The organism is Gordonia sp. McavH-238-E, from assembly GCF_022348225.1.
Lineage (GTDB): Bacteria > Actinomycetota > Actinomycetes > Mycobacteriales > Mycobacteriaceae > Gordonia > Gordonia terrae.
The window spans coordinates 13,711-32,642 of sequence record NZ_JAKRFE010000011.1; the positions used below are offsets into that span (position 1 = coordinate 13,711).

The window sequence follows — 18,932 nt, forward strand, 5'->3', positions numbered from 1 at the left end:
CTCAGTCCGCGGAGGTGGAGTCACCGATCGTCGGGCCGAGGAGGTCGTCGGCGTCGGTGATGCGGTAGGCGTAACCCTGCTCGGCCAGGAACCGCTGGCGGTGCGCCGCGTAGTCGGCGTCGAGGGTGTCGCGGGACACCACCGAGTAGAAGTGTGCTTGCCCGCCATCACGTTTCGGGCGCAGCAGCCGGCCGAGGCGCTGCGCCTCCTCCTGGCGGGAACCGAACGTCCCCGACACCTGAACCGCGACCGAGGCCTCGGGGAGGTCGATGGAGAAGTTCGCCACCTTCGACACCACGAGGGTCTGCAGCTCGCCGGAACGGAACCGGTCGAACAGCACCTCGCGCTCCTTGTTCTTCGTCGAGCCCTGGATCACCGGGGAGTCGAGTTCGCGACCGAGTTCCTCGAGCTGATCGATGTAGGCGCCGATGATCAGGGTCTGCTGACCGCGATGCTTGTCGAGGATCGCCTTGACCACGTTGACCTTGGTGTGCGCCGTCGAGCAGAGCTTGTACTTCTCCTCCGGCTCGGCGACCGCGTACTGCAGACGTTCCTCGTCGGTCAGGGTCACCCGGACCTCGACGCAGTCGGCCGGGGCGATCCACCCCTGGGCCTCGATGTCCTTCCAGGGCGCGTCGTACCGCTTGGGGCCGATGAGGCTGAAGACGTCCCCCTCGCGGCCGTCCTCGCGGACCAGGGTCGCGGTGAGGCCGAGTCGACGACGCGACTGCAGGTCGGCCGTCATCCGGAAGACGGGGGCGGGGAGCAGGTGGACCTCGTCGTAGATGATCAGACCCCAGTCGCGCGAATCGAACAGGTCGAGATTGCGGTACTCGCCCTTCGACTTCCGCGTCATCACCTGGTAGGTCGCGATCGTGACCGGTCGGATCTCCTTGCGCTCACCCGAGTACTCGCCGATCTCTTCCTCGGTGAGCGTCGTCCGCGCGATGAGTTCGCGTTTCCACTGACGACCGGCGACCGTGTTGGTCACCAGGATCAGCGTCGTCGCGCCCGCCTTGGCCATCGCCGCCGCGCCGACCATCGTCTTGCCCGCACCGCAGGGGAGGACCACCACGCCCGAGCCGCCGGCCCAGAACGAGTCGGCCGCCATCTCCTGATAGTCGCGCAGCTGCCAGTCGTCCTGGGCGAGCTCTATGGCGTGCGCCTCACCGTCGACGTACCCGGCGAGGTCCTCGGCCGGCCAGCCGACCTTCAACAGAACCTGCTTGAGTCGGCCGCGCTCGGACGGATGCACGATGACAGTGTCGTCGTCGATGCGGGCGCCCAGCATCGGCGCGACCTTCTTGTTGCGCATCACCTCGATGAGGACGGCCTGGTCGAGGCTGACGAGGGTGAGGCCGTGTGCCGGATGCTTCACCAGCTGCAGTCGGCCGAACCGTCCCATCGTGTCCACGACGTCCATCAGCAGCGGCTGGGGCACCGCGTAGCGCGAGTACGTCACGAGCGCGTCGACGACCTGTTCGGCATCGTGACCTGCGGCTCGGGCGTTCCACAACGCGAGCGGGGTGACGCGGTAGGTGTGGACGTGCTCGGGGGCACGTTCGAGTTCGGCGAAGGGTGCGATCGCCGCGCGCGCCGCCGCGGCGTCGGGGTGATCCACCTCGAGCAGCAGTGTCTTGTCGGATTGCACGATCAGGGGTCCATCGGTCACCCGCTCCATTGTCCAGAAAGCACCGACGATTGTCAGCGTCGGGCCTGCTCTGGAACGCGTGAGACCCCGTCGGCCTCAGAAGACGGGGATGCCGAGCTTGCGTCGGACCCGCAGATCCACCAGGTTGAGCCGGAAGATCCCGCGCAGCACGGGTGCCACCAGAGGGTCCACGAGTCGGAAGCCGGCGAGCGCCCGCTGGTACCGGCGCTCGTCGCGATCGGACCACCGCCACCGCATCATCTCGCGGAACTCCGGCGGTAGCCCGGCTTTGATCGCGTAGGCGAGTGAGGGGCCGATCGTGATGTGCGCGAGGGTTCCCAGCGCCCCGACCCGGTACTCCAGGAACGACAGGTCGGCGAGGCTGCGGAGTTCCTCACGGACCGGGTCGTCGATGCGCAGCGCGGTCAGCTCGGTGTTCCAGTAGACGAGCAGATCGTCGTAGGTCTTCGGCCATCTGTCCCGCGGCACGTTGAGCGCGGTGCCCAACGGATGCGACTCGGTGAGCACCATCTGCTTCTCCTCGGCGCTCAGGGGGCCGTAGAGCAGTTCGTACTGGTCGATGAAGTACTTGAGCAGGCACACCGCGACCCACAGCTGTAGGCGTGAGTCGTTGGCGCTGTAGCGGACGGGACTCGTCGCGGTCGAGTACACCTGGTCGTGGATGTGGCCGACGGCGTCGTGGATGTAGGCCTTGTCGGCGTCGGTGCCCATGAGTGCGACGGCGAGGAACGTCCCCGTCGTGCGGCCTCGTTTGATGGGCCGCTTGATCGCGTTGCCCGACGGCACGCGGCTCTCGTGTACGCCGTAACCGACCTTCGGGTTGGCGAGCTGCATGATCACGTTCGCGCCGGCGAGGGAAGGCCCGATGGCGGTGACGAGGTCGGCCGGTCGTGTCACCCGGGGGCGCTTGCGCGAGGGTTTCATCCGGGTGACGAGGTCGTGCTGATAGGTGTCAGCGACGCCACCGGGGGGTTCTCCTGCGGGGATCTCGCGAGCCGCGGTCATACCCGAGGGTACCAAGGATGAGACGGAAATCACTCCGATGTCTCTGTCTCCAGGGCTCAGGCGTCGAGCAGTTCCACGCTGGTGAGTCGATGGAGCGAGAAGCGCTGCTCGTCGTCGCGGCCCTCCTCGACGGCCACGAGTTGACCCGCGCCGAGGATCTTCGGCGTCACCACGTGCCGGCTCGCCGAGCCCTGGGCGTCGACATACCCCACACGCAGCCTGCGGTTGGCACGCAGGGCGAGCTGGATGAGCGCGGTCGCGGATTCGCCCCCGCCGGTGGCCCGGACCGGGGTCGTCGTGGCCGCACCGCGAACCGGGGTGGCGGCCGCCGCCCGGTCGGTCGAGCGGATCCGGGTGACCACCGACCGTAGTTGGTCCTCGGACGGCGCATTTCGGCGCGGCTGGCTCTGTCGCCGCGCCCGCGACACCGTGACCCGACTGCCCCGCTCGCGCAGATCGACCAGGGCGCCCGACGAATCCTCACCCGCCGGAGCGAATCCCGCCGCTCGCAACTGGTCGATGACGTCGCGCACCTCTGATGGCGACACAGCGACCGTCGGCGCCAACGCGCGCAACGCGAGTGGCTCGGCAGCCGCGCTGCGCAGCACGGCGGCCAGCACCGTCGGGTCCTCACATCGGATGAACGCCGACGCCACGCCCACCCGCAACTGGCCGTGTCTGCGGGCCACGTCCTCGATGAGATACGTGAGGGATTGCGGCACCGGGGTTCTCGAATGCGTCGTGAACATCGACAACAGCTCGTTGCTGCTGCGGCCCGCGTCCAATGCCCGGCGCACGCTCTCCGGCGAGACCCGATACACCGAGGCCGCGCCGCCCGACTCCAGATCGGCGACGAGTTCGACCTGTTCCGCGAGCTCCGAGGTCATCGGGCCGGGGACGGTCAGCGTCAGATCGGCCTGCGTCAAGAAGTGATCCACCGGTTCGGGCAACGCCTTGCGCATCGCGGCGAGCACCGCCGCGTCGACATCGGCGGGGTCGGTGTCCGGTGATTCCTCGACGGTGTACGCGCGGCCGACGGTGGTCAGGGCGTCGTGCGCGACGAGACCCAACTCCCGTGCCTCACGGAGTGTTTCGGCGACGACGCGGCGACTGAAACGTCGGATCTGGCGGGGACGGTGCCAGTGCAGGTTCGCGAGGACCGTGTCGGCGGGTACCCCGACCGCGGTGCCGGCGTCGGCGAGCGTGGACAGGATGAGCTGACGTTGCACGGGCGCGTACGCATCGTGCAGGTCGGCGGCCAGGGTGGCCAACGCGTTGCCGTCCCGGTCGGGTTCGCCGACCTGCCAGGCCCGGCGCGGCATGTGCAGCCAGGCATCTGCCAGCGCGAGCCACTGACGTTCCCGCGGTTGGTGCAGCCAGGTGTCGGCGGTGGAGGTGGGTGCGAAGGACTGCTCGCCGGAATCGTTGGGCGGCGCGGGTTCCGGGAAGCCGGCGTCGATGAGCCGGAGGTAGGCGGCGAGCTCGATCAGGAACGCGACCCGTTGCGTCTCGAGGCCGGTCAGCTTCGCCAGGCGCCGCAGTTCGCGCACGCCGAGCGCGCCCGAGCGGAGCACCGCCGCCGGGGTCGCCCCGAGGACCGTGATCAGCTGGGTGAGATGACGGATGAGTTCGAGTGCCTCACCCCCTGCGGCGGCGTCGACCGCCTTGGCCCCGAAACGGGGTTTGGCGCCGGACTCGTGTAACGGTGGTGGCGTGAGAACATCTGTGTGCCAAGGTGGTTCGTCGCGAAGCACGGCGCCGACCATCGGTGGGAGCTCGACGGTCTGACTGTCGACGCGGGCGAGCAGGCCCGACGAGATGAGGCGCGCGACCGGGGACTCCGGATCGGCGTCGGGTGCCGCATCGCGGCTGCGGCCCAAGGCCGGTCCGCGTGCCAGCGTCTGCAGCAGACCGAGAGGGCGTTCGTCGAGACCGGCGATCATCGCCGCGATCTCCTCCCCGGACCGGCCGACGAGAGGTCCGGTGAGATGCCGCGCCTTCCATGGCATCGCGGATTCGAGGTGCTCGCCGGCGCACAGGGAGGAGTCATCGCCCCACAGCACCGCGCGTCGACGGAGGAGATCGATCCGGGCACGTACGGAGTCGGCATAGGCCCGTCCGGACAAGGCCTTGACCACCGTCGTGACCGACGGTCGCTTCTTCTTGTCCGGACTACGGCTGTGGCGCGCGCTGACCACCTCGAGCACCGCGACGGCGAGGACGTCGAGATCCTCGCCCGCCAGGGACAGCGACGCCGCCGACAACGCCCGCTGCGCGAGCACTCGGGTACCCGACGGTGTCGGTGACGCGAGGTCGGGACGTTCGAGGAGGAGCTCGGTCAGTGCGTCGTCGGAACGCGCGGCCAACTCATCGGCCAGGCCGGTGTGCTGGTCATCCGAACTCATTCGATCGAGCTTACCGGGGGCCTTCGACGGGGCTCAGGCAGCAGGGACCGGGGCTCAGGCAGCAGGGACCGGGGCCCAGGCAGGAGGGACGAGGAATCAGACGTCGCCGCGGCGGAGCATGCGGCCCCGGGCGGTCTCGAAGTCCACCCGCTGTCCGCGAACCCAGGTGCCCGTCACCACACCGGCAAGCGCACGACCGTCGTACGGGCTCACCGGGTTCTTGTGGTGGAGCCGGTTGACGTCGACGATCTGCGCGGACTCCGGCTCGAAGATGGCGAAGTCGGCGTCGCAACCGAGGGCGATGCGGCCCTTGGTCGGCAGCCCGGCGAGGTCGGCGGGCTTCGACGCCATCCACTCGATGACCTGCGGGAGGTCGATGCCGCGCTTCTTGGCCTCGGACCAGATGAGCGAGAGCCCGAGCTGCAGCGAGGCGACGCCGCCCCACGCGACCCCGAAGTCCCCGTTCTCGGGGTCCTTGAGGTCGACGGTCGACGGCGAGTGGTCGGAGACAATGCAGTCGATCGTGCCGGCCAGCAGTCCCTCCCACAGCAACTCACGGTTGCCGGCCTCCCGGATGGGCGGGCAGCACTTGAAGGCGGTCGCGCCGTTGGGCACCTCCTCGGCCAGCAGGGTGAGGTAGTGCGGGCAGGTCTCGACGGTGATCTTCACGCCGTCGCGCTTCGCGCTTGCCAGCATCGGCAGGGCGTCCGACGACGACAGGTGGAGCACGTGGGCGCGGACCCCGGTCCAGCGTGCGCGCTCGATCACCTCGGCGATGGCCAGGTTCTCGGCCCCGCGCGGCCGCGAGGCGAGGAAACGTCCGTACTCGTCACCTTCGGGTGACGGAGCCTTGTCGATGGCGCGGGAGTCCTCGGCGTGCACGATCATCAGCGAGTCGAACTCGGCCAGCTTGGCCATGTCGGCTTCCATCTCGTCGGCCGTCAGGTGCGGGAACTCGTCCACTCCCGAGTGCAGCAGGAAGCACTTGAAGCCGAAGACGCCGGCGTCGTGCAGTCCCCGCAGGTCGTCCTCGTTGCCGGGGATGGCGCCGCCCCAGAAACCGACGTCGATGTGCGTCTTGCCCTGCGCCGCAGCGCGCTTCTCGGCCAGTGCGTCGACGTTCACGGTGGGCGGTATCGAGTTCAGCGGCATGTCGATGAGCGTGGTGACGCCACCGGCGGCGGCCGCGCGGGTGGCCGAGTCGAAGCCCTCCCATTCGGTGCGGCCGGGCTCGTTGACGTGTACGTGGGTGTCCACCAGTCCGGGGATCATCACCTGGTCGTCGGCGAGTTCGATGACCTCGGCGCCCACGAGTCCGCTCCCGAGCGGTTCGATGGCGACGACCCGACCGTCGCGGATGCCGATCTCACGCGCGACGATGCCCGCCGTCGTCAGCGTCTGTTCGCCACGCACGACCAGGTCGAACGGGGTGTCGGAGACGGGGGCCTGGTCACCGGATTCTGAGGTCATGGGGCGGGACTCCTTGGTGGTCGCCGTGTCCTGGGTCGATCCAGAGACTAGCTCACACTATTCCTCATCATGGAATCCCGTGCTGTTATTTCGGAACGTAACTCGCGAGTAGCGCAGGGTCATGCTATTGACAACGACCCTGAGCGTGGGGCTAACTGTCACGAACGCGGAAATCCGATTCCACATCACGGAACTCCCGCAAGTGTAGGAGCGCGGTCATCGCCGACCGTCCGACCGAAAGTGCAGAGATGAGCACTGAGCAGCACACAGTTCCCGTCGGTGAGGATGTCTCCGGTACCACCGGCGTCGTCCCGGACGGGCTGAGTCCGAAGCTCTACAACGACGACCTCGCGCCCACGAGCCGTGTCGGTCGACGCTGGAGCAGCTACAACATCTTCACGTTGTGGGCCAACGACGTCCACAGCCTGGGTAATTACGCCTTCGCCATCGGACTCTTCGCGCTCGGACTCGGCGGCTGGCAGATCCTGACCGCGCTGGTGCTGGGCGGCGTCTTCCTCTTCCTGCTGCTGAACCTCTCCGGGTTCATGGGGGAGAAGACCGGTGTGCCGTTCCCGGTGATGAGCCGCATCTCGTTCGGCATCCGTGGCGCGCAGATCCCCGCCCTCATCCGTGGCGGAGTGGCCATCGCGTGGTTCGGCATTCAGACCTACCTCGCCTCCGTCGTCCTGCGGATCATGCTGGTGGCCCTGTTCCCCGGCGCGGCCGATCTGGACACCAACCGCTTCCTCGGGCTGTCGACCCTGGGCTGGATCGCCTTCGTGTCCCTGTGGGTGATCCAGGTGATCATCGTCAGCTACGGCATGGAGATGATCCGCCGCTACGAGGCGTTCGCCGGTCCGGTCATCCTGATCACGATGGTGTCCCTCGCCATCTGGATGCTCAGCAACGCCGACTGGACCATCGCGTGGTCGACGCCCGATTCGTTGACCGGCGTGGACATGTGGCCTGAGATCATCGGAGGGGCCAGCCTGTGGGTCGCGATCTACGGCACCTTCGTCCTCAACTTCTGCGACTTCACCCGGAACGCTGAATCGCGAAAAGCCATCGTGGGCGGCAACTTCTGGGGCATCCCGCTCAACATGCTGCTCTTCGGCGGCATCGTGGTCGTCCTCGCCGGCGCGCAGTTCCGGATCAACGGCACGGTCATCGAATCGCCGGCGGACATCGTCCAGACGGTGCCCAACACCTTCCTGCTGGTGCTGGCCTGCCTCGCGCTGCTCATTCTCACCGTCGCGGTGAACCTCATGGCCAACTTCGTCGCGCCGATCTATGCGCTGTCGAACCTCTTCCCGCGGCATCTCGACTTCCGGCGCGCGGCGCTGGTCACCGCGGTGATCGGGTTGGTGATCCTGCCGTGGAACCTCTACAACTCACCCGCGGTGATCAACTACTTCTTGGGCGGGCTCGGTGCACTTCTCGGACCGCTGTTCGGCATCGTGATGGCCGACTACTGGCTCGTCCGGCGTGCTCGGATCGATGTACCCGCGCTGTTCAGCGAGGCTCCCGACGCCGCCTACCACTACCGCGGCGGGGTGAACATGCGGGCCGTCGCCGCGCTGGTCCCGACCGCCGCCATCGCCCTGGTGATGGCGTTCGTCCCGGCCTTCGAAGTGATCTCGGAATTCTCCTGGTTCATCGGCGCCGGTCTCGGGGCGGTGGTCTACCTGGTGGTCGCCGACCGTCGCGGGCCGTTCGCCGAGGTCTCGGGCGAGCCGATCTCCGTCGCCAGCACCCACTGATCAGGAAGAAGATCTGATGCGCATCCTCGTCGCCAACGTGAACACCACCGAGTCGATGACCGAGGCCATTGCCGATTCGGCTCGATCGGTGGCCTCACCGGGCACCGAGATTGTCGGCATCACACCGCGATTCGGCGCCGACTCGTGCGAGGGCAACTTCGAGTCCTACCTCGCCGCCATCGCGGTGATGGACGCGATCCTCGCCTACCCGGAGCCGTACGACGCGGTGATCCAGGCCGGGTACGGCGAGCATGGCCGCGAGGGACTGCAGGAACTTCTGGAGGTCCCCGTCGTCGACATCACCGAGGCCGCGGCGTCGACGGCGATGTATCTGGGACACCGCTTCTCGGTCGTGACGACGCTGGATCGGACCGTCCCGCTCATCGAGGACCGGCTCAAGCTCGCCGGCCTCGATCAGCGCTGCGCATCGGTTCGGGCCTCGGGACTCGGTGTGCTCGAACTGGAGTCGGACCCGGAGCGTGCGGTCAAGGCGATCGTCGAACAGTCGACGCGCGCCGTGGTCGACGATCACGCCGAGGTGATCTGCCTCGGCTGCGGCGGGATGGCCGAGCTCGAGGAGCAGGTCCGCGAAGCGACCGGCGTCCCGATCGTCGACGGCGTGCGTTCAGCCGTCACGATCGCCGAAGGTCTTGTCCGGATGGGACTCTCGACGTCGAAGGTGCGGACCTACGCCCCGCCGCGAGAGAAGAAGATCACCGGCTGGCCGTTCCGGATCTGACGGGGCGAATGGGCCGACCCACGCCCGGCCCGGCCGTGCCGGCTGCGATGCGTGTACGGAGGACGACGGCCCACCAGAGGAAGCCCAGCACCAGCAGGACCGCAAGCGGTACGACGTTGGGCCGGAATTCCGGCAGGAGGACCAGCGCGCCCATCACGACCGAGAAGCAGAGCAACCCGACGATGTGGACGGGGCGCCGGAAGCGTCCGAGGTCGAAGAAGCCGGGTTCGGACGACGGGAACGTTCCGCGACGATCGGCGACCATCATCCCGGCCGTGGTCAAGATGTACACGCCGACGTACCCGATCGTCGCCATGCCCAGGATGTAGGAGAACGCTTTCTCGCTGAACAAGGCGGTGACCAGGAAGAACCCTGACACAGCTGCCGATCCCCACACCGCGGTCGTCGGAATCCTGTGCTTGGGCGAGACGGCGCCGAGCGCCCGCGAGCAGGGAACCATGTTGTCGCGGGCCATCGCGTACAGCAGTCGGGTGGCGACGAGCATGTTCGCGAGCACGCACACCAGGATGTTGGTCAGCGCGATTGCGACGACGAAGTTCGCGAACTGTGGCGACACCTGGGCGGAGATGATCTCCAGGATGGGCGCCGAGGATTCGGAGGTCGCCCCGATGTCGGCGGTTGCCAGCAAGAACGTGATGTACATGAAGAACTCGATCGCCGCGGCCGTCCCGAGTGCGAGGAACATCGTCCGGGGGATGACGCGCCGCGCCGACTTGGTCTCCTCGGCGATGTCGGCGGGCGCCTCCACACCGAGCAATCCGAACATGACGCCGAGACTGGACACCATCCATGCGAAGACGAACGTCGCGTCAACGGTGTTCCCATGTGAGGCAAGGTAACTCAGAGGTTGCCCGGACTCCTTGACCAGGACCACGTAGATCAGGACGAAAGCGGTGATCCCGACGGTCAGGAAGATCTCGAGCATCACCCCGATGTTGTTGACCGCGGTCGCGAGCCTGATGCCGTAGACGTTGATCAACACGCAGAGCAGCAACACGCCTGCCGTCACCCCGAGTAGCTGCGGTGTGGAGGCGTCCCACCCGACGAGGCCGGCGAAGTAGGTCGCGAACGTGAACGCGACGCCGGTGAACCCGGAGATGAACCCGATCAACGCGATGAACCCGGTGAACCATCCCAGGTTCGGGTGAACCAGGCGACTCGTCCATTGATACGCGTAGCCCGCGAGCGGCAGTTTCACCGCCAGATCGGCGGCGATCATCGCCCACAGTGCGAAGACCACAACGACGACGGGCAGGGTCCAGACGAACGTCGGGCCGACCGTGTCGATGCCGAAACCGAATCCGGCGTAGACGGCAGTGGTGGCGCTGATCAGCGCGAATCCCACACAGAAACTCGCGAACGGGGTGACGGAACGATCGAGTTTCTGTGCGTACCCGAAACGTTCGAGATCGAGGTCCTCATCGGAAGTCATCAGTTGTGTCCCATCTGAACACCGGCGGGGCCGGGTGGGGTGCGGAATCGACGGCCTCAAGCAGGGGAAACGAATATTCGTTCGCTCGAGTGCGGCAACGCTAACCCCGGGCGGAGACGAGTGTCAATGACTTGGTGCGATCTCCGCGCTAGTCGGCGAGCATCCGGCGTGCCAGGCGCCAGTGCAGCTCCGCGACGTCATCGGGAGTCAGCGCGCTGTCGGCGTCGTACCAGATGGCGACGCGGTCACACATGGCGAGGATCGCCATCGTCACAATGTCCACCTCTGGCGCAGGCAGTTTGGGCGCGTACGCCGCCACTCGTCGACCCAGTAACTCCAGATAGTCACGCTGCTGTTCGAGCAGTCGGTCGTAGTCCTCGTGCGAGACGAAATCGCCGGCTGACGCCGTGTCGAGGAGCATGTCCGCAACGCGGGCGAGATGCACGTTCTCGATCTGATAGAGAACATGCCGGCGGACGGTGTCGCGAAGTTCTTCTTCCGGTGTGCCGTCGCCGACGGCGGCCGCGTTCTCGGTGAAGTCGGCCAGTACCCGCGAGACGGCCTCGGTGAGGATCTCCTCCTTGGAGCGGAAGTGGCTGTAGAGGCCCGGCGCCTTGATGCCCGCGGCCTCGGCGACCTCGCGCACGGTGCATGCACCGAATCCGCGTGTGGCCACGATCGTGACGGCCGCCGCCAGAATCCGTTCGCGCCCGATGTTCTGGTCGAAGACGCGGTCGAGACTGGTGGGTTCCGCACCTCTGGTCGACGGCATGGTCGCAACAGTACCGCGATGTCCGAACGTGTCCGACAATCACCGACCGACCTGGGGCGTTGACCGATGGCCCTTCAGCGGCTAGCTTAACGAATATTCGTTCGCACGCTCGTGGAGGCTGGAAATGGTGTCAGTGGCAATCGTCGGGGTCGGTCAGATGGGTGGCGCAGCCCTGCGAATTCTGTTGGAGGAGTTGCCGGACGCGCGCTTCGTGGCCATGGACCGGGCGCCGGAGGCGCTCGCGCGCGCCGAAGCACTCGATCCCCGGCGCGTCAGCGGCCGGGTTGTCGACGTCTCAACCGAGGAGGTCGATCTCGCCGGGGTCGACCTCGTCCTCAACATGTCCGGCCCGTTTTTCGCCGGATCGGGAAGCCTGGCCCAGGACGCCCTCCGGTCCGGCACCACCTATATCGACATCGGTGACGATCTCGAGGCCACCGACAGCATCCTCGCTCTCGATGCGGCCGCGAAGTCGGCTGGTGTCGCGCTGATCACCGGCGCGGGTTGGTCTCCCGGCGTGACGAACTGGTGCGCCGCCCGGCTGCTGGACGAGCACCCGGATGCAGACGGTGTCCAGGTGGTGTGGGCGACGCACGAACGCAACCCCGGCGGGCTCGCGCCGCTGCGGCACATGCTGCACATGGCGGTCAGCCCCTGCCCGGTGTGGTCCGACGGCCGGTGGGTCGAGTCGCCGGGGTTCGTCCCGGCCACCGCGGCCGAGTTCGACTTCCCGGAACCGTTGGGCCGCATCGAGGCCTACGACACCGCTCACCCGGAACCCCGCACTCTTGCCCGTACCTACCCGCGCCTGCGGAACGCGAGCTGCAAGGGATCTCTGCGGCCGGCATGGGCCAACGCTGCGTTCTCCACCCTCGGCCGCATCGGCTTCGGATACCACGACCTCGCGATCGACGTCGCGGGGCACGACGTCGAACCCGCGGAGTTCTTGTGGAAGATGATGTGGGCCAGGCACTCCGCCGGGTTGCGTCGGGATGAGGGCGTGGCCCTGACCGCGTTGCTGGTGCAGGTGCTCGGCGGTTCAGACGCCGAAGTCCTCGGCTCGCTGGCAGTCGTCGACGACGCGCCGATGTCCCGCGGCACGGGTCTGGGCGCCGCCGTCGCCGCCGTCGCCGCGCTGCGCGAACCCCCGCCCGCCGGCGCGTGGGGACCCGAGGTGCTCCCGTGGCAGTTCGCGCTCGGCGAGTACGAGCGGATCGGTCTCGAGCTGGGTGGTTTCGGCCCGGGTATCCAGTCGTCGATCGTCTCGGTGCCGGAATGACCGCCCGGTCGAACCGGCCGACCCTGTCGCGTGCCGTCTCCGCCTGGGCCGAGGACCGCCCGACCGCCATCGCCGTGGAGTCAGCGGGCGACTCCGTCACCTGGTCCGAACTCGATGCCGCGCTGACCCGATTCGCAGGTGAATTGCGTTCCCGCGGTGTGGGTGTCGGGGACCGCGTCGCCCTGCTGGGAGAGAACAGCCTGGAATGGGTCGTGGCGTTCCTCGCCTGCGAACGCGCACAAGCCGTCGTCGTGCCGATGAACACCCGGCTCGCGCAGGCACAGATCGCGCAGCAGGTCCGTGTGGTGGATGCCGCGCTCGTGCTGGTCGATACCGATTCGGACATCCCGCCGCTCGAGGGGGTGGCATGCGTCGAACTCGGCGCGCTCGTCGCCTCCGTCCGCGCCGGCGCACCAGCCGATGCACCGGTGATCGACACGAGCGACCTTCCGGACGACCCGCACGATGAGGTTGCCGATGATGCCCCCGCGCTCATCAGCTTCACCTCCGGGACCACCGGAACCCCGAAAGGCGCGACCGTCTCACGGTCGGCCCTGGCCGCGTACGGACAGGGGTTCGCGCAGTACTTCGGCACCCGTCCGGACGACAGCACACTCGTCGTCGTCCCCATCTTCCACAACACCGGATTCGCCGATCAGCTCGCGCACATGATCGCCGCGGGAGCCACCACGAGGCTGCTGCGGCGGTATCGCACCGACGCCGCCGTCGCCGAACTCGTCGCTCGGCCGGTCACTTTCCTCGCCGCAGTGCCCAGCATGTTGCGCATGCTGATGCTCCACCACGACGCCGATGCGGTCTTCGCGGGTGTGCGCACCGTCATGTACGGCGGCAGCGCCATCCCGGAGGCGTGGGTGCGCGAAATGCACCGGCGATGGCCGCACGTCCGGCTCGTACATGCCTACGGACTGAGCGAGTTCACCTCGGTGTGTACCGTCCTCCCGAGCGAACTCGCCTCGACCGCAGCCGAATCCGCGGGCAGGCCGCTGCCCGGCGTCCGGATGCGGGTCGTCGACGACGGTCGCGATGTCCCACCGGGCGATACGGGTGAGGTCTGGGTGTCGGGACCGACTCGCATGCTCGGCTACTGGAACCAACCCGAGTTGACCGCGCAGAAGTTTGCCGGGCCGTGGTTGCGGACCGGGGACGTCGGACACATCGACCCCGACGGCCTCCTCTGGCTGCATGGTCGGGTCGACGACGTGATCAACCGCGGCGGCGAGAAGATCATGCCCGCCTTCGTCGAGTCGTACCTCGCCGAGCACGACGGCATAGCGGCCGCGTGTGTCTTCGGCTACCCGGACGAGATCCTGCGCGAGCGCATCGCCGCGGCTGTCGAACTCCGCGACGGGGTCGTGTTCGACGCCGACGCCATCCGGTCTCACCTACGGGAATCGTTACCCGACTACGCCGTTCCCGATCGCTGGATCGTGCGCGACACCCTCCCGCTGAACGCGTCCGGGAAGGTCGACCGCACCACCCTACGAGCGGAACTGACCCGAGAACCCACTCTGCCGACATCGAGGAGCATCCGATCATGACCGACCCGACATATGCGGTCACCGACCCCGCGACCGGCGAGACGCTGCGGACCTATCCGGCCGCAACCGATCAACAGATGGACGCCGCCCTCGGCGCGGCATGGCAGGCCCACCGGGAGTGGTCGAGAAGGTCGACCGTGGCACAGCGCGCCGAACTCATCCGCGGGGTCGCGTCGCTGCACACGCGACGCCGCGACGAACTGGCCGAGATCATTCATCGGGAAATGGGTAAACCGTTCGAGGAGTGCGTCGGCGAGATCGATTTCAGCGCTGCGATCTACGAGTACTACGCCGATCACGCGGAACGCCTCCTGGCCGACCAGCCGATCGAACTCCTCGACGGAGACGGCAGCGCGCTCGTCCGACGCGAGTCCATCGGAGTCCTGCTGGGGGTGATGCCGTGGAACTTCCCCTATTACCAGGTCGCTCGCTTCGCCGGTCCGAACCTCGTTCTCGGCAACACGATCGTCCTCAAGCACGCGCCTCAGTGTCCGGAGTCGGCGGCCGCGATCGAACGGATCTTCGCCGACGCCGGGCTGCCTGCCGGCGCGTACGTCAACGTCTACGCCACACACGAGCAGATCGCCGATGCCATCGCCGATCCGCGGGTCCGGGGAGTGTCGTTCACCGGGTCCGAGCGGGCGGGCGCGCAGATCGCCGAGACAGCTGGCCGGCATCTGAAGAAAGTGGTGCTGGAGATGGGCGGGTCGGACCCGTTCATCGTGCTGTCCACCGACGATCTCGACGCCACGGTCGATGCCGCCGTCCAGGCCCGTCTGGACAACACCGGCCAGGCGTGCAACGGCGCCAAGCGGATGATCGTCGTCGACGATCTGTACGAGGAGTTCCTCGCCGCGTTCACGGAGCGACTGCTCGCCCACACCGACGGAGTGGCCCCGCTGTCGTCGGTCGCCGCGGCCGAACGGCTCGAGCAACAGGTTGCCGACGCCGTCGCCGACGGGGCGACCCTGGTCCGCACCGGCACCCGATCCGGGGCGTTCTTTCCGCCCGCCGTCCTGACCGGCGTGGCCCCCGAGTCGGCGTCCGCGGCACAGGAACTGTTCGGCCCGGTCGCGACCGTGTACCGGGTGGACTCGGAGGACGAGGCGGTCGACCTCGCGAACGCGACGCCCTACGGGCTCGGCTCCTACGTGTTCACCTCCGACCCGATCCAGGCGATGCGTGTCGCCGACCGGCTGGAGGCCGGGATGGTCTTCGTCAACGGCGTCGGCATCGAGGGCGTCGAGCTGCCGTTCGGCGGCGTCAAACGCTCGGGCTTCGGCCGCGAACTCGGCAACCTCGGGATCGAGGAGTTCGCCAACAAGAAACTCATCCGTATCGCCGGGGCCTGAAGTGCCACAGAGCATTCGGACATCTGAACCCAGACAGGGAAGCACAACCATGACCACCATCGAGTTCCAGGCCGCCGTCTTCCGAGCGCCGAACACACCGCTCACCGTCGAGACGGTGTCGATCCCCGCCACCCCGCCGCCCGGGGAGGTGCTGGTGCGGTTGAAGGCGAGCGGGTTGTGCCACAGCGACCTGCACGTGATCGTCGGCGAGTGGGACGGCATCCCGACACCCACGATCCTCGGACACGAAGGTGCCGGCGTCGTCGAAGCGGTCGGCGATGGCGTCACCGATCTCGATGTGGGCGACCACGTGGTGTTGACGTGGACTCCCTCGTGCGGGCGATGCCGGTATTGCGTCAGCGGTCGACCGGTGTTGTGCGACAGAGCTGCCGAGCACTCGGCCAACCATGTTTCCTTCGACGGCGGTACCAGGGTCACATCCGCGGACGGAGAACCGGTCTACAGTTTCGCCGGTCTCGGGACGTTCGGGGAGTACGCCGTGCTGCCCCGATCCGCGGCCGTCGCCGTCGACCGGGCCGCGCCGTTCGAGCAGTCGGCGCTCGTCGGTTGCGCGGTGACCACCGGGATCGGCGCGGTGGTGAACACCGCTGCCGTCCGCCCGACCGATACGGTACTGGTCATCGGGTGTGGCGGGGTGGGCCTCAACGCGGTCCAGGGAGCCCGGCTCGTCGGCGCCCGACGCATCATCGCCGCCGACATCAGTGATCAGAAGCTGGAACAGGCCAGAGCGTTCGGCGCCCACGAGGTGATCAACACGACCACCGAGGATCTCGGGGAGCGGATCGCGCAGATCACCGACGGCCGGGGCGTCGAGGTCGCCGTCGAGGCCATCGGTCTGCCGCAGACCATCGAGGCGGCCTACGGCGTGCTCGCGCGGGGCGGCCGGGCGATCGTCGCCGGGCAGGTGGCAGATGGTGTCCGGGTGTCGATCGACCCGTTCGTGATGTCTGATCAGGAGCTGTCACTCGTCGGGTCCAATTACGGCTCGAGCCGGCCCGATATCGATTTCCCGAATCTCGTCGACCACTATCTGCACCGACGCATCGACCTCGACTCGCTGGTGACCGGCGTGATCGGGCTCGACGAGATCAACGACGGATTCGAGGAGATGAAGCACGGCAAAGGGATTCGCACGGTGGTCGCGTACTGAGCGATCCGGCGGGGCCGAGTGCGACGGTCACTCACCGCCCCGCCGGACCCTCAACAGGGTGAGCGCGACGACCACCTCGGTCGGGTTCTGTGCGAACGGTTTAGGGAGCAGCTCGTCGACCCGGGCCAGGCGCCGGTCGATGGTGTTGCGGTGGGTGTACAGCCGTTCGGCCGTGCTGGTCCGGTTCAGGCCCTCCTCCACATGGACGAGCACGGTCCGGTGGAGAACGGGACTCGCGTCGAGGAAGTCGCCGAGGACATCTGCCACGAAACGATCGGCGGCGGCCACATCTCCCGAGATGAGATCGATGAGATGGACGTCTTCGTAGCGCACCACCGTCAACTGAGAATCCAGACGGACCAGAAGGCGCTGCGCTGCAGCGGCATCCATATGCGTCCGGCGGAAGCCCGCCGCGCTTCGCGCCGGCCGTCCGAGTGCCACGCGGACGTGCCGATGTCCACGGAGTCGATCAGCAACAGCCTCCGGCGACGGCGTGACGGCCGTCGGAATCCAGAGCCACATCGTCGCTGTTCCGGCGACCACGGTGAGACGACGATCGGCGCCACACGCCCGCATCACCTGTTCGGCAGCGCGGTCGAGCGAGCCGACGTCGTCCTCGGAATCGACCCAGACCACCACACCGAGGTGTGATCCGGTCAGCGCATATCCCAGCTGCTCCTCGGCATGCGCGGTAGAGATGTCCGCACCCTGCAGCAGCAACTCGACCGTGGCGTATCGCTGCAACTGAGAACCGCCGGCGAGCTCGTCGGAGATCCGCCGCACATATTCGCTCAGCTCCGCCATCGCGTCGTCGGTGAACGTGGTCAGCGTGTTGCCCGAGACCTCACACAGTTCACGGAGCTCCGCCGGATCGTCGGTGGCGTCGAAACACGCTGTCAGCCACCATTTCCAGCAGACGCGCTGTACCGACCGCCAGGCGCCCACATCGTCGGCGACGAGACCGCGCAGCACGACATCGCGTGCGAACGTGCGCATCTCGGCCCCGCCGAGTGGCCGCACCCGCTTGCCCGGTTCGGTGATGTTGGACGTCACCCAGTGCTTGACGAGCGACACGACCAGGCGTGCGTCTGCGTCGGCGAGTGTCGGGTCGTCGGCGATCGTCCGGTACTGGGGCTCCGCGATGGACGCGGCGGTCGCGTCGGCGATGACCTCGTCCAACCGGGCGAGCAGTGTCTCGGCCAGCTCGCGGATCAACCGTGACACCGACTCGGAAGGGTCGGGCCACGGCTGATTCGGCGTCGTCATGCCAGCCAGTCTCCTCGCGAGAGCCTCGGGCATCAGTGATTCCGGCAGACTTCGACTACAGGCCCAGGTAGTCGGCGAGTTCGGCGTAGTCGACCTGCCAGAGTCCCGGCGAGCCGAGGGGGTACTGCGAACGGAAGCCGAGGATGCGCTGCACGCGCTCGGGCAGGCCGGCGGCCACGTCCCGCGACACGAGGAAGGGGTAGGCCTCCTCGCCCACGAGGTAGCCGGGGTTGAACGCGAACGACACCGCACGCCGATATTGATCGGCGGTGACGTTGGCACCACCGCCGTGCACGGTCTTCCCGCTGATGAACAGTGCGTCACCGGGCTTCATCGTCGCCGGAATCGTCTGCTCCGGGGATCCGCGATCCTCGAAGTCGCTCCAGAGGTGGCTGCCCGGAATGACCCGCGTGGCCCCGTTCTCCTCGGTGAAATCGGTCAGCGCGATGAGGAAGTTCAACGTGATCTCGGGTCCGGCCGGTCCCATCCCGACGAAGGGGTACCAGTTCTCCAGGTCGCGGTGCAGCATCTGGGCACGGTTGCCGGGCCCGATCTCGATGACCTGGGCGGTGGTCATCCAGTAGGTTCCCGACTCTTCCAGGAACCGCGCGTCGCACAGTCCGTGGACCAGGTCGAGGTCGATGATCTCGTCCCGGAACACGTCACTGCGGTTGACCAGGTTGGTCAACCGCTTGGTGTTGACGCCGTGGAACTCCTGCACGATCTCGTTCTCGTGTGTGCTGCCCGGTGCCAGGGCCGCGACCGAGGGGTCGATCTCGGCGTTGAAGCGCGAGACCTGTTCAGGGGACAGCAGTCCTTCGATGACGACGCCTCCGTCTCGCGCGACGATAGCGAGGATGTCGGCGGCGGGTGTCGTACTCGGGACTCGCTGGATGGCGGTGTCGAGGCTGGTCATGGCACTTCCTGTCTGTCCGATCGAATGTGGCGCAGGTCTCACTATCGACATCTCCGGGCCCGTTGCCCATCCGCATGTTTCAGCGTTTCCGGGGTGGCCGCGGTGCAGAGTGC

At 67.6% G+C, this 18,932-nt stretch carries 14 protein-coding genes; 6 read left to right on the forward strand and 8 right to left on the reverse strand.

Annotated features, from left to right (window positions below; translation table 11 throughout):
* Position 1: 1 nt before the first annotated feature.
* From MHN80_RS17500 to allB, 4 genes are all read right to left on the reverse strand, one after another.
* Complete coding sequence (locus tag MHN80_RS17500; protein WP_338085706.1) at positions 2 to 1,672, reverse strand: DNA repair helicase XPB; 1,671 nt, start codon at positions 1,670 to 1,672, stop codon at positions 2 to 4.
* A gap of 75 nt (positions 1,673 to 1,747) precedes the next feature.
* Positions 1,748 to 2,677, reverse strand: coding sequence for an oxygenase MpaB family protein (locus MHN80_RS17505; RefSeq protein WP_064571303.1), 930 nt, complete (start codon positions 2,675 to 2,677; stop codon positions 1,748 to 1,750).
* 56 nt (positions 2,678 to 2,733) lie between these two features.
* Positions 2,734 to 5,082 (reverse strand): helicase-associated domain-containing protein, encoded by a 2,349-nt coding sequence (locus MHN80_RS17510; protein ID WP_239402797.1) that lies wholly within the window; start codon positions 5,080 to 5,082, stop codon positions 2,734 to 2,736.
* 96 nt (positions 5,083 to 5,178) lie between these two features.
* The gene (allB, locus tag MHN80_RS17515) at positions 5,179 to 6,552 is read right to left on the reverse strand and encodes an allantoinase AllB (protein ID WP_004020244.1); all 1,374 of its coding nucleotides are present in this window, start codon (positions 6,550 to 6,552) and stop codon (positions 5,179 to 5,181) included.
* 248 nt (positions 6,553 to 6,800) lie between these two features.
* Between allB and MHN80_RS17520 the strand changes: the two genes are divergently transcribed.
* A complete protein-coding gene (locus tag MHN80_RS17520) occupies positions 6,801 to 8,312 on the forward strand; it encodes an NCS1 family nucleobase:cation symporter-1 (protein WP_239402798.1) in 1,512 nt (503 codons plus the stop codon).
* 16 nt (positions 8,313 to 8,328) lie between these two features.
* Positions 8,329 to 9,051, forward strand: a complete 723-nt coding sequence (locus tag MHN80_RS17525; RefSeq protein ID WP_239402799.1) for an aspartate/glutamate racemase family protein — start codon at positions 8,329 to 8,331, stop codon at positions 9,049 to 9,051.
* Here MHN80_RS17525 and MHN80_RS17530 read toward each other — a convergent pair.
* A complete protein-coding gene (locus MHN80_RS17530) occupies positions 9,026 to 10,504 on the reverse strand; it encodes an amino acid permease (protein ID WP_239402800.1) in 1,479 nt (492 codons plus the stop codon). The two genes, MHN80_RS17525 and MHN80_RS17530, sit on opposite strands and share 26 nt — an antisense overlap.
* A 148-nt stretch (positions 10,505 to 10,652) precedes the next feature.
* Complete coding sequence (locus MHN80_RS17535) at positions 10,653 to 11,276, reverse strand: TetR/AcrR family transcriptional regulator (protein WP_239402801.1); 624 nt, start codon at positions 11,274 to 11,276, stop codon at positions 10,653 to 10,655.
* Positions 11,277 to 11,400: 124 nt separating this feature from the next.
* On the opposite strand from MHN80_RS17535, the gene MHN80_RS17540 reads away from it, so the two are divergent.
* From MHN80_RS17540 to MHN80_RS17555, 4 genes are read left to right on the forward strand one after another with little or no spacing between them, the layout of a single operon-like run.
* Complete coding sequence (locus MHN80_RS17540; protein ID WP_239402802.1) at positions 11,401 to 12,555, forward strand: saccharopine dehydrogenase family protein; 1,155 nt, start codon at positions 11,401 to 11,403, stop codon at positions 12,553 to 12,555.
* A complete protein-coding gene (locus MHN80_RS17545) occupies positions 12,552 to 14,114 on the forward strand; it encodes a class I adenylate-forming enzyme family protein (protein WP_239402803.1) in 1,563 nt (520 codons plus the stop codon). The genes MHN80_RS17540 and MHN80_RS17545 overlap by 4 nt, the downstream gene beginning before the upstream one ends.
* Positions 14,111 to 15,466: an NAD-dependent succinate-semialdehyde dehydrogenase gene (locus MHN80_RS17550; protein ID WP_239402804.1), complete on the forward strand. Its 1,356-nt coding sequence runs from the start codon at positions 14,111 to 14,113 to the stop codon at positions 15,464 to 15,466. The genes MHN80_RS17545 and MHN80_RS17550 overlap by 4 nt, the downstream gene beginning before the upstream one ends.
* Positions 15,467 to 15,515: 49 nt before the next feature.
* Positions 15,516 to 16,637, forward strand: a complete 1,122-nt coding sequence (locus MHN80_RS17555) for a Zn-dependent alcohol dehydrogenase (protein ID WP_239402805.1) — start codon at positions 15,516 to 15,518, stop codon at positions 16,635 to 16,637.
* A gap of 27 nt (positions 16,638 to 16,664) precedes the next feature.
* Here MHN80_RS17555 and MHN80_RS17560 read toward each other — a convergent pair whose 3' ends face one another.
* Complete coding sequence (locus MHN80_RS17560) at positions 16,665 to 17,903, reverse strand: CdaR family transcriptional regulator (protein ID WP_239402806.1); 1,239 nt, start codon at positions 17,901 to 17,903, stop codon at positions 16,665 to 16,667.
* Positions 17,904 to 17,958: 55 nt separating this feature from the next.
* Complete coding sequence (locus MHN80_RS17565) at positions 17,959 to 18,819, reverse strand: phytanoyl-CoA dioxygenase family protein (RefSeq protein WP_239402807.1); 861 nt, start codon at positions 18,817 to 18,819, stop codon at positions 17,959 to 17,961.
* Positions 18,820 to 18,932 lie beyond the last annotated feature (113 nt).

What these genes read in the sequence shown, in the direction of transcription:
- MHN80_RS17505 (WP_064571303.1), bottom strand. Translation starts at nt 2,677, where the DNA reads ATGACCGCGGCTCGCGAGATCCCCGCAGGAGAACCCCCCGGTGGCGTC.
- MHN80_RS17510 (WP_239402797.1), bottom strand. Translation starts at nt 5,082, where the DNA reads ATGAGTTCGGATGACCAGCACACCGGCCTGGCCGATGAGTTGGCCGCG.
- allB (WP_004020244.1), bottom strand. Translation starts at nt 6,552, where the DNA reads ATGACCTCAGAATCCGGTGACCAGGCCCCCGTCTCCGACACCCCGTTC.
- MHN80_RS17520 (WP_239402798.1), top strand. Translation starts at nt 6,801, where the DNA reads ATGAGCACTGAGCAGCACACAGTTCCCGTCGGTGAGGATGTCTCCGGT.
- MHN80_RS17525 (WP_239402799.1), top strand. Translation starts at nt 8,329, where the DNA reads ATGCGCATCCTCGTCGCCAACGTGAACACCACCGAGTCGATGACCGAG.
- MHN80_RS17530 (WP_239402800.1), bottom strand. Translation starts at nt 10,504, where the DNA reads ATGACTTCCGATGAGGACCTCGATCTCGAACGTTTCGGGTACGCACAG.
- MHN80_RS17535 (WP_239402801.1), bottom strand. Translation starts at nt 11,276, where the DNA reads ATGCCGTCGACCAGAGGTGCGGAACCCACCAGTCTCGACCGCGTCTTC.
- MHN80_RS17540 (WP_239402802.1), top strand. Translation starts at nt 11,401, where the DNA reads ATGGTGTCAGTGGCAATCGTCGGGGTCGGTCAGATGGGTGGCGCAGCC.
- MHN80_RS17545 (WP_239402803.1), top strand. Translation starts at nt 12,552, where the DNA reads ATGACCGCCCGGTCGAACCGGCCGACCCTGTCGCGTGCCGTCTCCGCC.
- MHN80_RS17550 (WP_239402804.1), top strand. Translation starts at nt 14,111, where the DNA reads ATGACCGACCCGACATATGCGGTCACCGACCCCGCGACCGGCGAGACG.
- MHN80_RS17555 (WP_239402805.1), top strand. Translation starts at nt 15,516, where the DNA reads ATGACCACCATCGAGTTCCAGGCCGCCGTCTTCCGAGCGCCGAACACA.
- MHN80_RS17560 (WP_239402806.1), bottom strand. Translation starts at nt 17,903, where the DNA reads ATGACGACGCCGAATCAGCCGTGGCCCGACCCTTCCGAGTCGGTGTCA.
- MHN80_RS17565 (WP_239402807.1), bottom strand. Translation starts at nt 18,819, where the DNA reads ATGACCAGCCTCGACACCGCCATCCAGCGAGTCCCGAGTACGACACCC.